15 protein-coding genes and 3 pseudogenes are annotated in these 17,460 nt (G+C 64.2%); 9 read left to right on the top strand and 9 right to left on the bottom strand.

Going from position 1 to position 17,460, the window contains the following annotated elements; translation table 11 throughout:
* Positions 1-376 precede the first annotated feature (376 nt).
* Entirely contained in the window at positions 377-751 is a 375-nt protein-coding gene (locus AC630_RS01750) for a hypothetical protein (RefSeq protein ID WP_074116769.1), read from the bottom strand.
* 327 nt (positions 752-1,078) lie between these two features.
* Here AC630_RS01750 and AC630_RS01745 point away from each other — a divergent pair, with 327 nt between their 5' ends.
* Positions 1,079-2,683: a peptidoglycan-binding protein gene (locus tag AC630_RS01745; protein ID WP_074116768.1), complete on the top strand. Its 1,605-nt coding sequence runs from the start codon at positions 1,079-1,081 to the stop codon at positions 2,681-2,683.
* Positions 2,684-2,717: 34 nt separating this feature from the next.
* Here the strand turns inward: AC630_RS01745 and AC630_RS01740 are convergent, their stop codons facing one another.
* The 7 genes from AC630_RS01740 to AC630_RS01710 all read right to left on the bottom strand — a co-directional run bounded on the left by AC630_RS01740 (position 2,718) and on the right by AC630_RS01710 (position 8,836).
* Positions 2,718-3,992, bottom strand: a complete 1,275-nt coding sequence (locus AC630_RS01740; RefSeq protein ID WP_074116767.1) for an RNA polymerase sigma factor — start codon at positions 3,990-3,992, stop codon at positions 2,718-2,720.
* Between the two features lie 31 nt (positions 3,993-4,023).
* Positions 4,024-4,431 carry a YciI family protein gene (locus tag AC630_RS01735; RefSeq protein ID WP_074116770.1) on the bottom strand — a complete coding sequence of 136 codons (408 nt, stop codon included), beginning with the start codon at positions 4,429-4,431 and terminating at the stop codon, positions 4,024-4,026.
* Between the two features lie 102 nt (positions 4,432-4,533).
* The gene (locus AC630_RS01730) at positions 4,534-5,226 is read right to left on the bottom strand and encodes an AprI/Inh family metalloprotease inhibitor (protein ID WP_074116766.1); all 693 of its coding nucleotides are present in this window, start codon (positions 5,224-5,226) and stop codon (positions 4,534-4,536) included.
* A complete protein-coding gene (locus AC630_RS01725; RefSeq protein ID WP_074116765.1) occupies positions 5,226-6,215 on the bottom strand; it encodes a 2-hydroxyacid dehydrogenase in 990 nt (329 codons plus the stop codon). Before AC630_RS01725 ends, AC630_RS01730 begins: the two co-directional genes overlap by 1 nt.
* Positions 6,215-7,033 (bottom strand): ABC transporter permease, encoded by an 819-nt coding sequence (locus AC630_RS01720; RefSeq protein WP_074116764.1) that lies wholly within the window; start codon positions 7,031-7,033, stop codon positions 6,215-6,217. The genes AC630_RS01725 and AC630_RS01720 overlap by 1 nt, the downstream gene beginning before the upstream one ends.
* Positions 7,030-7,845: an ABC transporter ATP-binding protein gene (locus AC630_RS01715; protein WP_074116763.1), complete on the bottom strand. Its 816-nt coding sequence runs from the start codon at positions 7,843-7,845 to the stop codon at positions 7,030-7,032. Before AC630_RS01715 ends, AC630_RS01720 begins: the two co-directional genes overlap by 4 nt.
* Before the next feature lie 10 nt (positions 7,846-7,855).
* Complete coding sequence (locus AC630_RS01710; RefSeq protein WP_074116762.1) at positions 7,856-8,836, bottom strand: ABC transporter substrate-binding protein; 981 nt, start codon at positions 8,834-8,836, stop codon at positions 7,856-7,858.
* Between the two features lie 197 nt (positions 8,837-9,033).
* Between AC630_RS01710 and AC630_RS01705 the strand changes: the two genes are divergently transcribed.
* From AC630_RS01705 to AC630_RS01680, 8 genes and pseudogenes are all read left to right on the top strand, one after another.
* Positions 9,034-9,840: a creatininase family protein gene (locus AC630_RS01705; protein ID WP_074116761.1), complete on the top strand. Its 807-nt coding sequence runs from the start codon at positions 9,034-9,036 to the stop codon at positions 9,838-9,840.
* 139 nt (positions 9,841-9,979) lie between these two features.
* Positions 9,980-10,243, top strand: coding sequence for a hypothetical protein (locus AC630_RS01700; RefSeq protein ID WP_028148308.1), 264 nt, complete (start codon positions 9,980-9,982; stop codon positions 10,241-10,243).
* Positions 10,244-10,684: 441 nt separating this feature from the next.
* Positions 10,685-11,059, top strand: a pseudogene (locus AC630_RS47980) (outer membrane protein); the annotation flags it as partial.
* Positions 11,060-11,069: 10 nt separating this feature from the next.
* Positions 11,070-11,555, top strand: coding sequence for an outer membrane protein (locus AC630_RS47975; protein ID WP_349537797.1), 486 nt, complete (start codon positions 11,070-11,072; stop codon positions 11,553-11,555).
* The gene (locus tag AC630_RS47970) at positions 11,449-12,630 is read left to right on the top strand and encodes a carbohydrate porin (protein ID WP_349537802.1); all 1,182 of its coding nucleotides are present in this window, start codon (positions 11,449-11,451) and stop codon (positions 12,628-12,630) included. The genes AC630_RS47975 and AC630_RS47970 overlap by 107 nt, the downstream gene beginning before the upstream one ends.
* A gap of 17 nt (positions 12,631-12,647) precedes the next feature.
* Positions 12,648-14,381: an ABC transporter permease gene (locus AC630_RS01690; protein WP_074116760.1), complete on the top strand. Its 1,734-nt coding sequence runs from the start codon at positions 12,648-12,650 to the stop codon at positions 14,379-14,381.
* Between the two features lie 13 nt (positions 14,382-14,394).
* A pseudogene (locus AC630_RS01685) lies at positions 14,395-15,709 on the top strand (ABC transporter ATP-binding protein).
* A 107-nt stretch (positions 15,710-15,816) separates the two neighbouring features.
* A complete protein-coding gene (locus tag AC630_RS01680; protein ID WP_074116759.1) occupies positions 15,817-17,112 on the top strand; it encodes a hemolysin family protein in 1,296 nt (431 codons plus the stop codon).
* 222 nt (positions 17,113-17,334) lie between these two features.
* Here AC630_RS01680 and AC630_RS43300 read toward each other — a convergent pair.
* Positions 17,335-17,460 (bottom strand): annotated as a pseudogene (locus AC630_RS43300) (IS110 family transposase); the annotation flags it as partial.

Genomic DNA, 17,460 nt, shown 5'->3' with positions numbered 1-17,460 from the left:
GACCGCGCCGATTGCGGCGCCGCGGCCTCCGCCGAGCGCACCACCGAGGATCGCCCCGCCGACACCGCCGATGATCGCGCCGCCGATGGCATCCTGAGCCGCCGCTTCATGAACCGGCATCGCCATCGCAACCGTCAGACACGCCGCAATTCCAAGACTACCAATGCGAAGACCTCCAATGCGGAGACTCCCGTTGCAAAGACCTCGAAGCATGCTCGTCCTCCCTGTGGTGAGGCGAGTCATAGCGCCGGAAGCGGATTCAGACCAGAACAATTGCGGACGCCGCGCCCAAGGCGCGTCACGCGATGGCGTCGGAGCTCGGTTCGAAGGCGGCTCAGACCTTGCCGCGTGAGATACACAGGCCGGCCGACGCATCTCAGGGATCGATCCAGCGCTGCACGGCCTCGGCAGTGTCGGCGGGCGTGGTGTTGAAACAGATCGCAGCATTCGGCGCCAGGCGGTGGACGAGGTTGAGCACTTTCTCAAACAGCAGCAGGCGCTCCTTCGGCTCACGCAGGCCCGCACCGATCACGATACAGTCGAAGCTCGCCTCGCGCAGCGCCGCCGCGACGCTGGCTTCCGCGGTCGCGTCGAGGTCGATCAGGCAGCTCGTAACCTCGTAGCCGAGATCGCGCAGGCGCAGCAGCTGCGCCTCGATATAGCCGCGCACGAGCTCGGGCGTGAACTGCGGGATTGCACTGTAGTCCACATTCCCGGGTTCAATGCCGATCGCGAGGACGCGCTTGGCCATGGAGGACTCCTTGCCTGACCGTCTTATCGCTAACGGATGCCGGTCCCGGCGGTTCCCGTACCGATGGCCGCTCTGCCGCCGAAAGCTTCCGACCACAACGCGGCGGCCGAGATGCGCCCGCGAAACGCATCCACTTCTTGCGGCCTTTGACCGCAGCCCTGCCGCTTATTTTCCTACCGGGGCTGTAAGCCATTTCACATGCGGCGAGCCGGCGACCTGCCACATTTGCGCAGATCACGCTGGAGTTACGCACGCCCTGATCACGGCGCCTGGTTCATTTCGACTTACACGAAGACGCGATAGTTCATCAATTTGCGGGAGCGGAAAATGGTGTCATTCGAGAGTCTCAAAAGCGAATACGAACGGAATTGGGCCAATCTCGAGATCCGGCCTTCACGCCTTGCCGACGCAAATGCAGTCGCACGCAAGGCGCTCAACGGCAAAGCGACCTATCAGCAGATCGAGCGGTTGACCGGCGTCCCCTGGCATTTTGCAGCTCTTTGCCACTATCGCGAATCCAACTTCGACTTCGACACCTATCTCGGCAACGGCGAGTCGCTTCATCGCGTGACGACCATCGTTCCAAAAGGGCGCGGTCCGTTTGCCACATTCGTGGACGGCGCCGTGGACGCGTTCAGAATCGAAAATTTCATCGGCGCCCAGGACTGGGGTATCGCGCGGATGTTGTACCGGCTCGAGGCATTCAACGGCTTCGGCTATCACGTCAAGGGCTGCAATTCGCCCTATCTCTATGGCGGCTCGACACTGTACGGCCCGCCCGAGGCGAGGGCGGGCAAATTCGTCCGCGACCACGTGTTCGACCCGAACCACGTCGATTCTCAGCTGGGCACTGCGGTAATCCTGCATGCGATGACGTCGCTCGATTCCTCGATCACCCTCGACGGCAGTCCAGCCATTGCGAGCCGTTGCGAACCCGACGACGATATGGCGTCGTCGGTCCTTCTCATGCAGCGGACACTCAACAAGCTCGGCGCCAATCCGCCGCTCGATGAAGACGGCATCAGCGGACCGAAAACGAAGGCGGCGGTCTCGCAATTTCAGCAACGGAACGGCCTCCAGGACACTGGCCTCCTCGACGGAACGACGATTGCCGCCATCACGCGCGCGGAGGCACAACCGGTTCAGCGGCCAAACGTCGATCTGTCCCAGATCCTGAAGCGACTGGACGGCATCTCGCTGGCCGCGCAGTCAGGAGCGGCAGGCAGGGCATCGGGAGGCACGGCGTCGGGGGGCACTACCTCGGGAGGGCAATCTGTCGAGCTGTCTCAAATTCTGAGCCGGCTGGAAAATCTCGCGCAGCTCGTTCAGTCGGGCGGCGCGATGCCAGTTGGGACAACGCCGATCGCGACCCCACCGATCGGGGCGACACCCGGAGGTCAGTCTCTCCAGCTATCTCAGATCCTGAACCGAGTGGAGAGCCTCGCACAGGTCTTGCAGCCAGGAGGAACAAGCCCTGGAGGTACAACGCCGGCAGGCAACGATACGGTCAGCGTACTCGGACGACTCCTTTCTGTCTTCGGTAAGACAGCGTCCGGAACGACCGCGGCGACGAATCCCGTTCCCGCCGATCAACTCAAGCAGGTGGTCGACCTGCTCAGTGCTCTGCTCAGCAACAAGCCCGTTCTTGGCCAGGTCAACGGCGCTCTCGGCGACACCATCGGCAATCTCCTGAACGGCAAGAAGACCGCGCTCGGCATCGGCGGCTCGCTCATCACCGCGCTGCTCTCGGCCGTGACGGCGAGCCCGAATGCGGGCGGCCTTGCCGGGCTGTTCGGGACGATCGCGTCGGCGGTGCCGGGGCTCAGCCAATTCGCTCTCCCGATCTCCCTGGCGCTCACAGCATGGGGCGTGCTCGGCAAGATGGAGAAATGGGCGCAAGGCACCGCGCCCCCGCCGAAACCGTCGACCTGACCACGGCCACCGCGCAATTGCGGCAGCGCGAGCCTCAAGCCGTGCCGTCCGCATCGGCAATGGCTGCCGCACGTCGTTCCATCAACGCGCGCTCTCGCGCATTGGTGGCAAGACGGGCGGCGGTCTCGAACGCTACGCGCGCCTCGGCGAAGCGGCCGAGCTTCTGCAGGAGGTCGCCGCGGACAGAATGGAGATGGTGATAGGCCCTGAGCGCCGGCTCGTCCACGATCAGGTCCACGAGATCGAGCCCGACCTGCGGCCCTTCGGCCATGCCAAGCGCGACCGCCCGGTTGAGCTCGATCACCGCCGAGCGCACCTGCGTCGCAAGCTGGCCATAGAGCTCCGCGATGCGCCGCCAGTCCGTGGCTGCGGCTGTCTCCGCCGTCGCGTGACACGCGACGATCATGGCCTGTAGCGTGTAGAACCCGCCGGCACCGCCGAGCTCGCGCGCGCGACCGAGCGCTCGAAGGCCGTCGCCGATCTGGCGCCGGTCCCAGAGCCTGCGATCCTGGTCCATGAGCAGGATGGGCTCGCCATCGACGCCCGTGCGCGCCCATTTCCGCGCGGCATTCAGCTCCATCAGCGCCATAAGACCGTGCACCTCGGGCTCGAGGGGCGCCAACCCGACCAGCACCCGCCCCATGCGCAGAGCCTCGTCGCAGAGCTGCGGCCGCAGCCACTCCTCGCCGCGCGAGGCCGCGTAGCCCTCGTTAAAGATGAGATAGACGACCTCGAGCACCGAGGCGAGACGCTCGGAAAGCGCCTCCCCACTTGGGGTCTCGTAGGTGAGGCCCGACTGCGAGAGCGTGCGCTTGGCGCGGACGACGCGTTGGGCGATGGTTGCCTCCGTGACCAGGAAGGCGCGCGCGATCTCGTCGGTGGTCAGGCCGCAGATCATGCGCAACGCCAGCGCCGCGCGGGCCTGCCGCGGCAACAACGGATGACAAGCCGTGAAGATCAGCCGCAGCCATTCGTCACCAATGTCGTCGTCGAGGGCGGTGTCGAAATCCGGCATCGCTTCCTGCTCCAGCATCAGGTCGCGCGTCAGCACATCATGCTTGCGGGTGAGCATTTTTGCCCGGCGCAAATGATCGAGCGCACGGCGCTTGGCAGTCGCAACCAGCCACGCGCCGGGATTATCCGGCACCCCGCTGAGCGGCCAGGCTTCCAGCGCGGCGACCAGTGCATCCTGGGTCAATTCCTCCGCGAGCGTCACGTCCCGCAGCATACGCGACAGCGTCGCGATCAGCCGCGGCTGCACGACGCGCCAGGCGGCACGAATCGCGCGATCGATGTCGGCGGCGGTCATCGCCGCCGATTGAGGCGAATGGTGGTGTCCATCAGGCGCGGGCGGCCACCCTGGAATGCGCGTCGATCTGGCAGGCCCCGTCCACGCCCGGTGTCGCGAATGCCCGCAATTCGCAGGTACCGTCCCAACCAGGCATGTGATCGAGATGCAATTGCATGAATTCCTTCGCCATGGCCACGGCCTCCTCCTTGTCGCGCAGCTCGAAAATGGCATAGCCGCCGATCACTTCCTTGGCCTCGATGAAAGGACCGTCGATGACGCTGAGTTCGCCATCGAGGATCCGCACCCGTGCACCGGTCGCAAGCGGCATCAGGCCGCCATTGTCGATCATTCGACCGGCCTTGATCTCCCGCTCGGATATTTTCTGCATGGCCTCCATTAGCGCCGGGGTCGGGCCAGCCATCGGGTGGCTGGAGGTGACGATGTACATGAATCGCATGAAAAACTCCCTTGGCGCGAGCAGCAACCGCTCCGGCCGCAAACCGGCTCGCTATGGATGTGACGATTGAGCCTCGGCCGAATCGACACCGACCGGAAAGAATTATTGCCGGAGCATGATCAAGGGATCGGCGGTATCAGGGACACGCCGCCACTGCGCGTTGTCATCGGCCTCGAACTGCCAGGTCTCGCCCGATTTCGACATCAGGATGATCTGGCCGCGCTCGAGCCGCCATTGCGTCGGGTTGAACTGCGCGATGGCCCCATCGCATTTCGGCTTGAGGAAGACCTGAAAATTGTCCGGGCCCGCCTCGGTGTTGGTCAGCGTCAGCCCGCAGACCGGCTGGCCATTGCCGCGGACCATCGACCAGTCCCCGATCATCTCGTCCATCGATTTCGCCATTGAGCGGGCGGCGGCGAGATCCTGCAGGATGTAGACGCCCTCGCCCTGCCGCAGGCCCTCGAAGAGGCCGGCCTCGACCTCGGTGAAGTCGATCACGGCCTCACCTCTCGCATCCTGCAAACGAACGATGTCGAGACCCCTCACGCTCCAGGCGACGATGTCCTTGGTGAAGGGCAGCGCAGTCTTGCAGGCCGGCTCCAGCTCCAGCTTGAAGCCATGACCCGCCGCATCGCCCTTGAGCGTGACGACGCAGGTCTTGCTACGCTCGGTGGTCGAAAGCTCCCACTGCCCGACCATCTCCTTCTTCAGGGTCGTCGCATCCTGCGCACGCGCAGGGCTCGTCGCGGCAGCACATACCGCGATCAGAAGTGCAGCGACCCGAAGAGCGATCATCAGCGCCCCTTGACCGGCGTTTCCGAAACCGGCGTCAACGGCGCCTTGCCGGCGAACCACGCCTTGAGATTGTCGACGACGAGCTGGTCCATCGCGTTGCGCGTCACCACCGAGGCCGAGCCGATATGCGGGAGCAGCACGACGTTCTGCATGGTCTTGAGCTCGTCCGGCACATTCGGTTCGGCCGCGAACACGTCGAGGCCGGCGGCGAGGATGGTGCCGGACTTGAGCGCCTGGACCAGCGCCGGCTCGTCGACCACGGAGCCGCGCGCGACGTTGACCAGCACACCGCGCGGGCCGAGCGCCTTCAGCACCTCGGCATTGATCATTTTGTTGGTGCTGGCGCCGCCGGGCACGATCACCATCAGCGTGTCCACCGCCTTCGCCATCTCGATCAGGTCGGGGTAGTGCTTGTAGGTGACGTCCTTGGACGGATTACGCGAATGGTAAACCACCGGCACCAGCGAGGCATCGAGCCGGCGCGCGATCGCCTGGCCAATCCGTCCCATGCCGACGATGCCGACCTTGCGGTCGCGCAGCGAGCCGACGCTGAGCGGATAGTTCTGCGTCTGCCAGAGACCGGAGCGCACGTAGCGGTCGGCCTTGATGAATTCGCGCAAGGTGGAGATCAGGAGGCCCATCGCAACGTCGGCGACCTCTTCGGTCAGCACGTCGGGCGTGTTGGTGACGACAATGTTGTGCTCGGCGGCGTATTTGGCGTCGATATGATCGTAGCCGACGCCGAAGCTCGCCACCATCTCAAGCTTCGGCAGTTGCGACAACGAATCCTTGTCGGCGCGTACGGTGTGATAGGTCACCGCCACGCCGCGGATCTTCTCGCGGGCGGCGGGCGTCAGCCGCTCGAGATCGGCGCGCGTCTCGGCCTTGTGCACGACGAAATGATCGGAAAAACCGTTCTCGAGGATCGGCCGCACCGGCCCATAGATCAAAAGGTCGATCTTTTCGGACGAAATCGAACCGGTGGTCATCAGCTTTCCTTTCCAAGCGCACTTTCATGCCAGCGCCGCAGTACCAAGTGCGAAATTAGCGCCAGCATCCCATAGATGACAATCCCGGCCAGCGACAGCAAAAGCAGCGCCGCGAACATGCGGGGTATGTTGAGGCGATAGCCTGACTCGGCGATCCTGTAGGCGAGCCCGGAGCCGGCGCCGGCGGTGCCCGCCGCGATCTCGGCCACCACCGCGCCGATCAGCGACAGGCCGCCGGCGATGCGCAGGCCGCCGAGAATATAGGGCAGCGCTGCCGGCAGCTTTAGAAGGCGCAGGGTTTGCGGCGGCGAGGCGCCGTAGAGCTGGAACAACCCGGCGAGATTGCGATCGACCGAATTCAGCCCGAGCGTGGTGTTGGACAGCACCGGGAAAAAGGCGACGATGAAGGCGCAGACGACGACGGCGGTCTGCTGCTCGAGGTAGATCAGGAGCAGCGGCGCGATCGCGATCACCGGCGTTACCTGGAGGACCACGGCATAGGGGAATAGCGAATATTCCACCCATTTCGACTGGTTGAACAGCAGTGCCAGCGCGATGCCGCCGATGCTGGCGGCGACAAAACCTTCAAGCGTGGTTGCAAGCGTGGTGGCGAGCGATTGTGACAGTACCGCCCAGTCCTTGATCAGCGTCAGGAAGATGACGGAGGGGGCCGGCAGCACGTAAGGCGGGATGTCCTTGATGCGGACCACGAGTTCCCAGGCCGCGAGGCCCGCGGCGAACACGATGACAGGAAGCAAGAAGCGCATCGCGCGTTGCGCGCCGGTCGGCCTGGTGGTGACGGTAGCTTGCGCGTTCATAGCGTCGACTGCCCCGAATAGGACGGCGCGAGCGCAGCCGAGACTTTCCGGCAATAATCGGAATAGGCGGCCGAGGTGCGAAACTCCTCGCCGCGCGGCTCGACCGTCTCGATGCGGATATCGGCCTGGATACGGCCGGGCCGCGCCGTCATGACCACGACGCGCTGCGACAGGTAGACCGATTCGAATACCGAATGGGTGACGAAGATGATGGTCTTGCCAAGCCCCCGCCACAGCGCGAGCAAATCATTGTTGAGACGGAAGCGCGTGATCTCGTCGAGCGCCGCGAACGGCTCATCCATCAGGAGGATGTCCGGATCGGTGACGAGCGCACGCGCCAGCGACACCCGCATCTTCATGCCGCCGGACAATTCGCGCGGAAAGGCATCGGCGAAATCGGCAAGCCCGACGCTGGCCAGCGCCTCATCGACGCGCGCGCGGGCTTCGGGCTTCGACACGCGCGCAAGCTTCAGTGGCAGGCGCACGTTTTCGCGCACGCTGGTCCAGGGCATCAGCGTCGGCTCCTGGAACACGAAGCCGATGCCATGACCCGGCTGCACCTCGCCCCGATGGCGCGCCACGCGCACCGTACCTGACGACGGCGCACTGAGCCCGGCAATGAGACGTAGCGCTGTCGACTTGCCGCAGCCGGACGGACCGAGCAGCGAGATGAATTCGCCCTTGCGCACGGCGAGATCGATCGGGCCGAGCGCCATGACGCCGTTGTCGTAAGTCTTCGTCACGCCGCGCAGGCTGACGGCGAGAGCCGTCAGTCCGGCCTCGCCCCCGGACGAGGTTTTGACTGGTGACATGGACCTTGCGCTAAGGCTTGCTCGGGCGCAGCTCGACGCCGACGCCCTTGTTGACGAAGCGGAGCGTATACGACTTGCGGAAGTCGAGATCGGGCTTCACGACGCCCGCTTTGACCATCTTATTGAAGAAGGAGGTGTAGCGATCGTCGCTCATCGCACCGATGCCGTTCTTCAACGACTCGCCGGAATCCACGATGCCGTATTCCTTCATCTTGGCGACGGAATAGGCGAGCAGCTCGTCGGTCATCTCCGGATTGAGTTGCTTGATCATTGCATTGCCGGCGGAATTGTCGCCGTAGATGTAATTGTACCAGCCGATCATCGAGGCATCGACGAAGCGCTGCACCAGGTCGGGCTTCTTCTCGACCACGTCGCGGCGGGTCTCGATCAGGGTCGAATAGGTGTTGAAGCCGGAATCGGCGAGCAGCAATACGTTCGGCTTGAAGCCGGCCGCCTTCTCGACCGCGAAGGGCTCGGAGGTGACATAGCCCTGCATCGCGCTCTTCGGATTGGCGATGAAGGGCTGCGGATTGAAATTATAGGGCCGCACGTTCTTCTCGCTGAAACCATATTCGGACTTCAACCACTGGAAGTAGCTGGTCATGCCCTCCTTGGAGACGAACAGCGTCAGCGGCTTGAGGTCCTCGATCTTGGTGACCTTTGCATCGGGCTGCGTCAGCATCACCTGCGGATCCTTCTGGAAGATCGCGGCGATCGTCACGACCGGGACGTTGTTCGCCACCGCGTCGAACGACATCAGCGTGTTCGCGGCCATGAAGAAGTCGATCTTGCCGGCGATCAGCAGCATCCGGTTGTTCTCGTTCGGACCGCCGGGGACGATGGTGACGTCGAGCCCGTAGCGCTTATAGGTGCCGTCGGCGACAGCCTGGAAGAAGCCGCCATGCTCGGCCTCGGCGACCCAGTTGGTGCCGAAGGTGACCTTGTCCAGCGTCTCGGCGCACGCCGGCGCGACCGAGACGAAAGCGGCCATCAAGCCCGCCGTTAACGCTTGCCGCAGATGAGAGGGGGGTCATAATGGCACTCCGTCGATCGCTTCTAGCCCAATCGCTTCTGGCTCATGTGAAAGCAACGCGATAAAACCGCAAGAAGTTCGGGGACGCGAGCCGGCCTGGCCCGCGTCCCCTGATAACCCCAAACTACGTTACAAATTCGGGCAAAGAAACCTCGATGATGCCTTCCCGCGACTGGACCGAGATCCGCTGGGCCGATGCGACCCTTGCGGACGTGTCGCGCTGGATCGCGGTGCTGCCGCTGGCGGCGACGGAGCAACATGGCCCGCATCTGCCGCTCGAAACCGACGTGCTGATCGCGGACGCCTATCTGGCCCGCGTGCGCGAGGTGCTGCCCGCGCACGTTCCGGCGACGTTCCTGCCCGTCGAACCCGTCGGGATTTCCACCGAGCATATCGACTATCCGGGCACGCTGACGCTGCCGACCGACGTCGCGCTGAAGCGATGGACCAAGATCGGCGAGGACGTCGCGCGGCGCGGTGTGAGGAAGCTCGTCATCATCACCAGCCATGGCGGCAACAGCGCGGCAATGATGCTGGCGGCGCAGGATCTGCGCGCACATCACAAGCTGTTCGTGGTGACGACGTCATGGTCGCGCCTGTCGGGCGCGGACAGATTGTTCCCAGCCGACGAAGTGCGCCACGGCATTCACGGCGGCGCGGTCGAAACCTCGATCATGCTGGCGCGCTATCCCGATCAGGTGCGCGAGGATGCGATCGCGGATTTTCCCGCGAGCAGCATCGCGCTGGAGAAGCAGTATCGCTGGCTGTCGACGCAGCGGCCCGCACCCTTCGCCTGGCAGGCGCAGGACCTCCACGCCAGCGGCGCGGTTGGCAATGCCACGCTGGCCGTGGCTGAGAAGGGCGAGCAGCTGATCGACCAAGGCGCCCGTGCCTTCTGCGAGCTGCTGACTGAAGTCGATAACTTCGACGTGAACAGGCTCGCCAGGGGACCGCTCGGCTAGCCCGCATCCTCCTGAAGTTATTCAGGAAAGAGCCGATCTCGATGGCCGCATTCCCCGGATTCGAACCGGACCCGAAGAGCCTCCGTCCAATTGGGCACGCGGGCCACAACGGACCGCCTCAACCCGGATGGAGTTTCGAATGTCGATCAAGACCAGGATTGCCGCCGTCGCTCTCGCTGCCCTCGCCGTGACCGGCAGCATCGTGTCCACCACCTCGCAGGCCGAAGCCAAGCAGCCCGGCTGGGTCTGGGGTGTCGGTGCCGGCATCGCCACCGCCGCTGTGGTCGGCTCCGCGATCGCCGCCAGCAACGATCCCTATTACTACGGCTATCACCGCTGCGGCTGGGTCGCCCAATACAACGCCTTCGGCCAGTACGTCGGCCGCGTTCGTACCTGCTACTGATTTGAGTACCTGAGGCCGATCTCACGTGGATCCTGCGTCCGGCATGGGCGCCTCATCCACCCCGTGCCGTGCCCCCGACCCGCCCGGTTGTCCCCCCCGGGCGGGTCATCCATTTTGGGCACCCGGAATTTGTTGCAGTCCCGTCACATAAGGATGCGAACCATCGCCTGCGGCAAACCGCACCAGTTGCTATTGCGAATTAATCGCAATAAGGTTCGCAACAGGCATAGGGACTTGGCAACAACCTGCGAAGACAGCGCGTCGAACGGAGATCATCTCGTCCGATCGCGTGAACAGCCAGGACCGTGGTGACAGGGCCGCCGCGAATCGGCAGGGATAGCGCGGGCGGGTGGAATCCATTCGCGTTTGGGGGCGTGCGTTTTGACGTTAAGAGGTCACCAATTCCGGCATTTGCGGACGGCCGCGGCGATCGCCGCGGGCGTGCTGGCGTTGCCGGGCGCGGGCTCTGCGGCCGACCTGCCGCTGAAGGCACGCGCGGCGAAGACCCTCTACGACTGGACCGGCTTCTACGTCGGCGGCCATTTCGGCTACGGCGATGCGAGCTTCGGACCCGGCACCAACCCACTGCCCTTGCAGGGCGCAGTTTTGCCGCACAGCGCAACCGGTTTTAGCGGCGGCTATCAGCTCGGCTATAATCGCCAGCTCGCAAACCGCGTCGTGCTCGGCGTCGAAGCGGACGCGACGTTCACCAGCCCGCAGGATACGCCGGCGCTGGGACGGGACCCTCAACCCTTCAACACCACCATCGACTACGTCGGCACGGTGCGCGGCCGCATCGGGTATGCGTTCGGCCGCTTGATGCCTTATGTCACTGGCGGCTTCGCCTGGGGGCACACCCATATCGACATCGATCCCCCCCCGCGGCGACATCATCGGGCGTCGCGGACACTACCAGACGGGGTGGACAGCCGGACTTGGTCTCGAATACGCGGTCAGCGGCAACTGGACCGCAAAGGCCGAGTACGAATATGTCGACTTGTCTGGTCGGACCTATGATCTAAGCGGCTTCGGCCTCAACAATGTCAACGTCGAGCCGCGCGTCCATCTCTTCAAGCTCGGCCTGAACTATCAATTCGGCGACACGCCGTGGATCCCCCCCCGTCGACGGCAAGACGAAACTGCCGGAATCCAGCGACTGGAATGTCCACGCGCAGACGACGTTCCTGCCACAGGGCTACGGACCGATCCACTCGCCTTATGCAGGTCCGCAAAGCCTTCCCGGCGGCGGCCAGCTGCAGGCGACGTGGACAACGACGGCCTTCCTGGGCGCGCGGCTTTGGGACGGCGGTGAGTTCTATTTCAACCCCGAGCTCGCGCAGGGCTTCGGTCTCAACGGCACGCTCGGACTTGCGGGCTTCCCCAATGGCGAGGCACAGAAGGCCGGCGCAGCATTCCCGAAGATTAGGGCGCAGCGCTACTATCTGAAGCAAACCTTCGGGCTGGGCGGCGAGCAGGAAGAGGTTGCCGACGCCCCGAACCAGCTTGCCGGCAAGCGCGACATCGATCGCGTCACGCTGGTTGTCGGCCGCTTCGCAATCGGCGACTTCTTCGACGGCAATTCCTACGCCAAGGACCCGCGCGCCGATTTCATGAACTGGGCGATGTGGGCGTCCGCGGCCTACGATTTCCCCGCCGACCTGCCCGGCTACACCCGCGGTGCCGTCGTCGAGTTCAACCGCAAGGATTGGGCTGTACGCGCCGGCCTGTTCCAGGTCCCTGACGCTCCCAACAGCGACGTGCTGAACTTCAAGACCGGCGGCGCCGTCGTCGAGTTCGAGGAACGTCATTCCATCTTCGATCAGCCCGGCAAATTGCGCGTCGGCGCCTTCGCCAACAGTGGCAACACCGCGAACTACCGCGAGGTGCTGGATCTTGCCGCGGCCAATCCGGCGCTCGACATCAACGACATCGCCACTGCAACCCAGCGCGACCGGCCCAAATACGGCTTCTACGTCAATCTCGAGCAGCAGATCGTCAACGACGTCGGACTGTTCGCCCGCGCGAGCTGGAATGACGGCCAGAACCAGATTCTGTCCTTCACCGACATCGACCGTAGCGTCTCCAGCGGCCTGTCGATCAAGGGAAGCCGCTGGGGACGGCCGGACGATACGGTCGGCATCGGTGGCGCCATCAACGGCCTGTCGGCCGCACATCGCGATTTCCTTGCTGCCGGCGGCATGGGTCTCCTGATCGGCGACGGCCAGCTCAACTACAGACACGAGCGCATCCTCGAGGCCTACTACGCCTATTCGGTGATGAAGAACGTAACGCTCACTGCCGACTATCAATTGATCACAAACCCGGCCTATAACGCCGACCGCGGGCCGGTCTCCATCTTCTCAGGCCGACTGCACGCCGAGTTCTAAGCCCAAGGGCGGGCCTCATGAAGCCGAGAGACATCCGCACGGCCGCGATCGGCCGGGCGCTGCGCCCCAATGTCTGGGATGCCGTGGCACTGATCCTGGTGATCGGCGCCATGGTGCTGATCGTGTATGGCGGCGAGCAGACCACCGCGCCGCTGTCCGAGCTGGAACGCACCCCGGTCTCGCTCGATCCGGCAAACCTGCCGCTCTACGCGCTGCGCACCGTCCTGCGGATGCTGCTCGCAATCGTTTGCTCGACCGTCTTCACCTTCGTCTACGCGGCGATCGCCGCCAAGAGCCGGCGCGCGGAGATGGTGATGATCCCGGTGCTGGACATCCTCCAGTCCGTGCCGATCCTGGGCTTCCTGACCTTCACCGTCGTGTTCTTCATGAACTTGTTTCCGGGCCAGGTGCTCGGCGCCGAGCTCGCCTCGGTGTTCGCGATCTTCACGAGCCAGGCCTGGAACATGACTTTCAGCATGTACCAGTCCATGCGCAACGTGCCCAAGGACCTGGAAGAGGCCACGCAGAGCTTTCATTTGTCGGGCTGGCAGCGCTTCTGGCGTCTCGACGTACCCTTCGCGATGCCCGGACTGATCTGGAACGCGATGATGTCGATGTCGGGTGGCTGGTTCTTCGTGGTTGCTTCGGAAGCGATCACCGTCGGCAACACCACGGTGACCTTGCCGGGCGTCGGCTCCTATGTCGCGCTGGCGATCCAGCAGCGGGATTTGCCGGCGATCTTCTACGCCATGCTGACGATGCTGCTGGTCATCATCGCCTACGATCAATTGCTGTTCCGGCCCATCATTGCCTGGGCCGATAAATTCCGCTTCGAGCAGACGGCTTCGGGTGATGCTCCCACCTCCTGGATGCTCGACCTGTTTCGCCGGACCCGGGCTCTGCGTGCCGTTACGCTGCCCTTCTCCGCCGTCAATCGCGCGGTCTCGAATTTGCAGATCTCGCTACCCAAACCGGGACCGTCAGTGAAGAACAGCAGCCAGCCGTCGCGACTGATCGACGGACTTTGGGGTGCTGTCATCCTCGCAGGTACGGCCTACGCCGCCTGGCTGACTTATCGCTATCTCTCGGCCAGTCTTAGCCTGCCGGATATCGTCATCGTGATCCGCGACGGGCTGATCACGCTGCTGCGCGTCATCGTCCTGATCAGCCTCGCAAGCCTGATCTGGGTGCCTATCGGCGTGTGGATCGGACTTCGTCCGAAGCTGTCAGAACGCATCCAGCCGCTGGCCCAGTTCTTGGCCGCGTTTCCCGCCAATCTGGCCTTTCCCGTCTTCGTCGTTGCCATCGTCAGCCTCAAGCTCAATCCAAATGTCTGGCTGAGCCCGCTGATGATCCTGGGCACGCAATGGTACGTCCTGTTCAATGTCATCGCCGGCGCCAGCGCCTTTCCGAGCGATTTGCGCGAGGCTGCGAGCAGCTTCCACCTCGGCGGATGGCGGTGGTGGTTCAAGGTGATCCTGCCCGGCATCTTCCCCTATTATGTCACCGGCGCGATCACCGCTTCCGGTGGCTCCTGGAACGCCTCGATTGTCGCCGAGGTCGCAAGCTGGGGCGACACCCATCTGAATGCCACCGGGCTCGGCGCCTATATCGCGTCAGCGACGGAAGCCGGCGACTTCCCTCGCGTTGTTCTCGGAATCGCCACGATGTGCATTCTGGTGACGCTGTTCAATCGTCTGGTCTGGCGACCGCTCTACGCGTTCGGCGAACGCCGCCTGCGGCTCGGCTGACGAGGAGACCATCATGCTCGATCAATCCCCTGCGCTCATCGATATCCGTGGTGTCTGCCGGTCCTTTCCGAAGGGCAGCGGTGAGGAATTGCTGGTGCTGGAAAAGGTCGATCTGACGATCCGCTCCGGCGAGATCGTCGGACTGCTCGGCCGCTCGGGGTCCGGCAAATCCACTCTCCTGCGGATCATTGCCGGCCTGGTGAGCCCGTCTTCGGGTCAGGCAACTTGCCGGGGCCAGACCATTATCGGGCCGCCGAACGGCGTTGCCATGGTGTTCCAGTCATTCGCGCTGTTTCCCTGGCTGACGGTGCTGCAAAACGTCGAGCTCGGGCTGGAAGCGCTCGGCGTCGATGCCACCGAGCGGCGAACGCGCGCGCTGGCGGCGATCGACTTGATCGGCCTCGACGGCTTCGAGTCGGCCTTCCCCAAGGAGCTGTCGGGCGGCATGCGCCAGCGCGTCGGCTTTGCGCGGGCGCTGGTCGTGCATCCGGACTTGCTGTTGATGGACGAGCCGTTTTCGGCGCTCGATGTGCTGACCGCCGAGACGCTGCGGACCGATTTGATCGACCTCTGGATGGAAGGCCGCCTGCCGATCAAGTCGATCCTCATGGTGACGCACAATATCGAGGAGGCGGTGCTGATGTGCGATCGCATCCTGGTGTTCTCGTCGAATCCGGGTCGTGTTGCTGCGGAGATCAAGGTCGAGCTGCACCATCCGCGCAACCGGCTCGACCCGCACTTCCGTCAGCTTGTCGACAGCATCTATGCGCGTATGACCCAGCGCGCGGAGCCCAAGGCGCCCTCCGTCGAGGGCATCCCCCGGCTCCGGCGTCGGCATGCCCCTGCACCACGTGTCGTCCAACGTGCTGTCCGGCCTGATCGAGACGCTGGCGGGACCGCCCTATCACGGACATGCCGACCTGCCGGTGCTCGCAAGCCAACTCCAGCTCGAGGCCGACGAGATCCTCCACCTTGGCGAATCCCTCCAGCTCCTGCGCTTTGCCCAGCTCAGCGAAGGCGACCTGATGCTCACGGAGGCCGGCAAACACTTCGCCAATCTCGAGACCGATGCCCGCAAGAAGCTGTTCGCCGAACATCTCGTCACCTACGTGCCGGTGATGGGATTGATCCGCCGCGTGCTCGACGATCGTCCCTCCCATACCGCGCCCGCGGCGCGGTTCCGCAACGAGCTCGAAGACTACATGTCCGAGGACTATGCGGACGAGACGCTGAAGACGGTGGTGTCCTGGGGCCGTTATGCCGAACTGTTCGCCTATGACGAGCAGTCCGAGACGTTCAGCCTGGAAAACCCCGGCGAGAGCGGCTGAACCGCGCCTGCGACAATTTGGTCGGAACCGGGCAAACCGCGTATCAAGTTCATATATAAAGGGTTCGGTCCGGCGTCCGCCGGGCCGATACCTTTCCATTGCGCACAATGTTGTCCGTCGAACTCATCATCGTTGTCGTCCTGATCGTCATCAACGGCCTGTTGTCCATGTCCGAGCTGGCCGTCGTCTCGTCCCGCCCGGCCCGGCTCTCGCTGCTTGCCGCCAAGGGCGTGCGCGGCGCCGAGCGGGCGCTGACGCTGGCCGCCGACCCCGGAAAGTTTCTCTCGACGGTGCAGATCGGCATCACGCTGGTCGGCGTGCTCTCGGGCGCGTTCTCCGGCGCGACGCTCGGGCAGCGGCTGACACAATGGCTGGTCGAGCTCGGCCTGTCCTCGGGCATTGCCGACATCGTCGGCGTCGGCATCGTCGTCACGCTCATCACCTATGCGACGCTGATCGTCGGCGAGCTGGTGCCGAAACAGGTGGCGCTGCGCGACCCCGAAAGCATCGCGGTCAAGGTCGCGCCCGCGATGCATGTTCTGGCGCGGATCTCGCTGCCGCTCGTGTTTCTTCTCGATGTCTCCGGCAAGCTGATCCTCACGCTGCTCGGCCGCGGTGGCAAGGCCGAGGAGAAGGTCTCGGAGGACGAGATCCATCACCTCGTCAGCGAAGCCGAAAGCGCGGGCGTGCTCGAGCCCGGCGAGAAGGAGATGATCGCCGGCGTGATGCGGCTCGGCGACCGTCCGGTCGGCGCGGTGATGACGCCGCGCACCGATGTCGACGAGATCGACCTGAACGATGCGCCGGAGGCCATTCGCGAGATCATCGTCAAGAGCCCGCATTCACGCTTTCCCGTCTCGGACGGCGATCGCGACAAGCCGATCGGCGTGCTCCAGGCCAAGGACCTGCTGATCGCCTATATGAATGAACGCACGCCGGATCTGCGAGCCCTCGTGCGCGAAGCGCCCGGCATTCCGGCGTCGGCAGATGCCCGCGACGTGCTGGCCATCCTGAAAGTTGCTCCCGTTCACGCCGGTCTCGTCTACGACGAGTACGGTGCCTTCGAAGGTATTGTGACTGCCGCCGACATCCTCGAGTCGATCGTCGGCGCCTTCCATTCCGAGGAAGGGCCGCCGGAGCCGGCCTATGTCAGGCGCGCCGACGGCTCGCTGCTGATCTCCGGCTGGATGCCGGTCGACGAGTTTGGCGAATTGCTCGGCATCGAGCTGCCACCGCACCGTTACAACACGGTGGCGGGCCTGGTGCTGCAACAATTCAGCATGCTGCCCAACGTCGGCGATGCCTTCGACTTCGGCGACTGGCACATCGAGGTCGTCGATCTCGACGGACGAAGGATCGACAAGATTTTAGCGAGCCGGCGGGGCGAGATAGAGACGGGATGAGCTAATCGGCGTGAGTTGTGCGCGCGAAACTCTCTCTACGTGTCGTCCCGGACAAGCGAAGCGCAGATCTACCGTGTTGTCTGTCAAGAGGGTCGACCGACTGTAAGGATGCAGCATCGTGCTCGGCCGTCAAGGCTGCATGCGCCCCGCCTTCAGCGGTGGCCTGCGGCCAGCCTTGACGGCCTGCGCCCGATGCCGCCATCGGCTGCCGTGATCGACGCGCTACCCTGCCGCAGCCGCGGTTGACGTTTGCGCCGTCGCATCCCGCAGTCGCGCGTTCAGCCGCACCAGCATTTTGCGCATCACGGCCACCATGATCACCTTGCCGGGCTTGCCATGGGCCCGCAG

Origin of the sequence: Bradyrhizobium sp. AS23.2, from assembly GCF_001908185.1 — a bacterium.
In the GTDB taxonomy this organism is placed as follows: domain Bacteria; phylum Pseudomonadota; class Alphaproteobacteria; order Rhizobiales; family Xanthobacteraceae; genus Bradyrhizobium.
Note: the sequence above shows the minus strand (reverse complement) of the source record. Positions and strands in the feature narration are given on the sequence as shown.

Bases quoted from the DNA above. Each gene is read 5' to 3' on its own strand.
- AC630_RS01750 (WP_074116769.1), bottom strand. From the start codon at position 751: ATGGCCAAGCGCGTCCTCGCGATCGGCATTGAACCCGGGAATGTGGAC.
- AC630_RS01745 (WP_074116768.1), top strand. From the start codon at position 1,079: ATGGTGTCATTCGAGAGTCTCAAAAGCGAATACGAACGGAATTGGGCC.
- AC630_RS01740 (WP_074116767.1), bottom strand. From the start codon at position 3,992: ATGACCGCCGCCGACATCGATCGCGCGATTCGTGCCGCCTGGCGCGTC.
- AC630_RS01735 (WP_074116770.1), bottom strand. From the start codon at position 4,431: ATGCGATTCATGTACATCGTCACCTCCAGCCACCCGATGGCTGGCCCG.
- AC630_RS01730 (WP_074116766.1), bottom strand. From the start codon at position 5,226: ATGATCGCTCTTCGGGTCGCTGCACTTCTGATCGCGGTATGTGCTGCC.
- AC630_RS01725 (WP_074116765.1), bottom strand. From the start codon at position 6,215: ATGACCACCGGTTCGATTTCGTCCGAAAAGATCGACCTTTTGATCTAT.
- AC630_RS01720 (WP_074116764.1), bottom strand. From the start codon at position 7,033: ATGAACGCGCAAGCTACCGTCACCACCAGGCCGACCGGCGCGCAACGC.
- AC630_RS01715 (WP_074116763.1), bottom strand. From the start codon at position 7,845: ATGTCACCAGTCAAAACCTCGTCCGGGGGCGAGGCCGGACTGACGGCT.
- AC630_RS01710 (WP_074116762.1), bottom strand. From the start codon at position 8,836: ATGGCCGCTTTCGTCTCGGTCGCGCCGGCGTGCGCCGAGACGCTGGAC.
- AC630_RS01705 (WP_074116761.1), top strand. From the start codon at position 9,034: ATGATGCCTTCCCGCGACTGGACCGAGATCCGCTGGGCCGATGCGACC.
- AC630_RS01700 (WP_028148308.1), top strand. From the start codon at position 9,980: ATGTCGATCAAGACCAGGATTGCCGCCGTCGCTCTCGCTGCCCTCGCC.
- AC630_RS47975 (WP_349537797.1), top strand. From the start codon at position 11,070: ATGTCACTGGCGGCTTCGCCTGGGGGCACACCCATATCGACATCGATC.
- AC630_RS01690 (WP_074116760.1), top strand. From the start codon at position 12,648: ATGAAGCCGAGAGACATCCGCACGGCCGCGATCGGCCGGGCGCTGCGC.
- AC630_RS01680 (WP_074116759.1), top strand. From the start codon at position 15,817: ATGTTGTCCGTCGAACTCATCATCGTTGTCGTCCTGATCGTCATCAAC.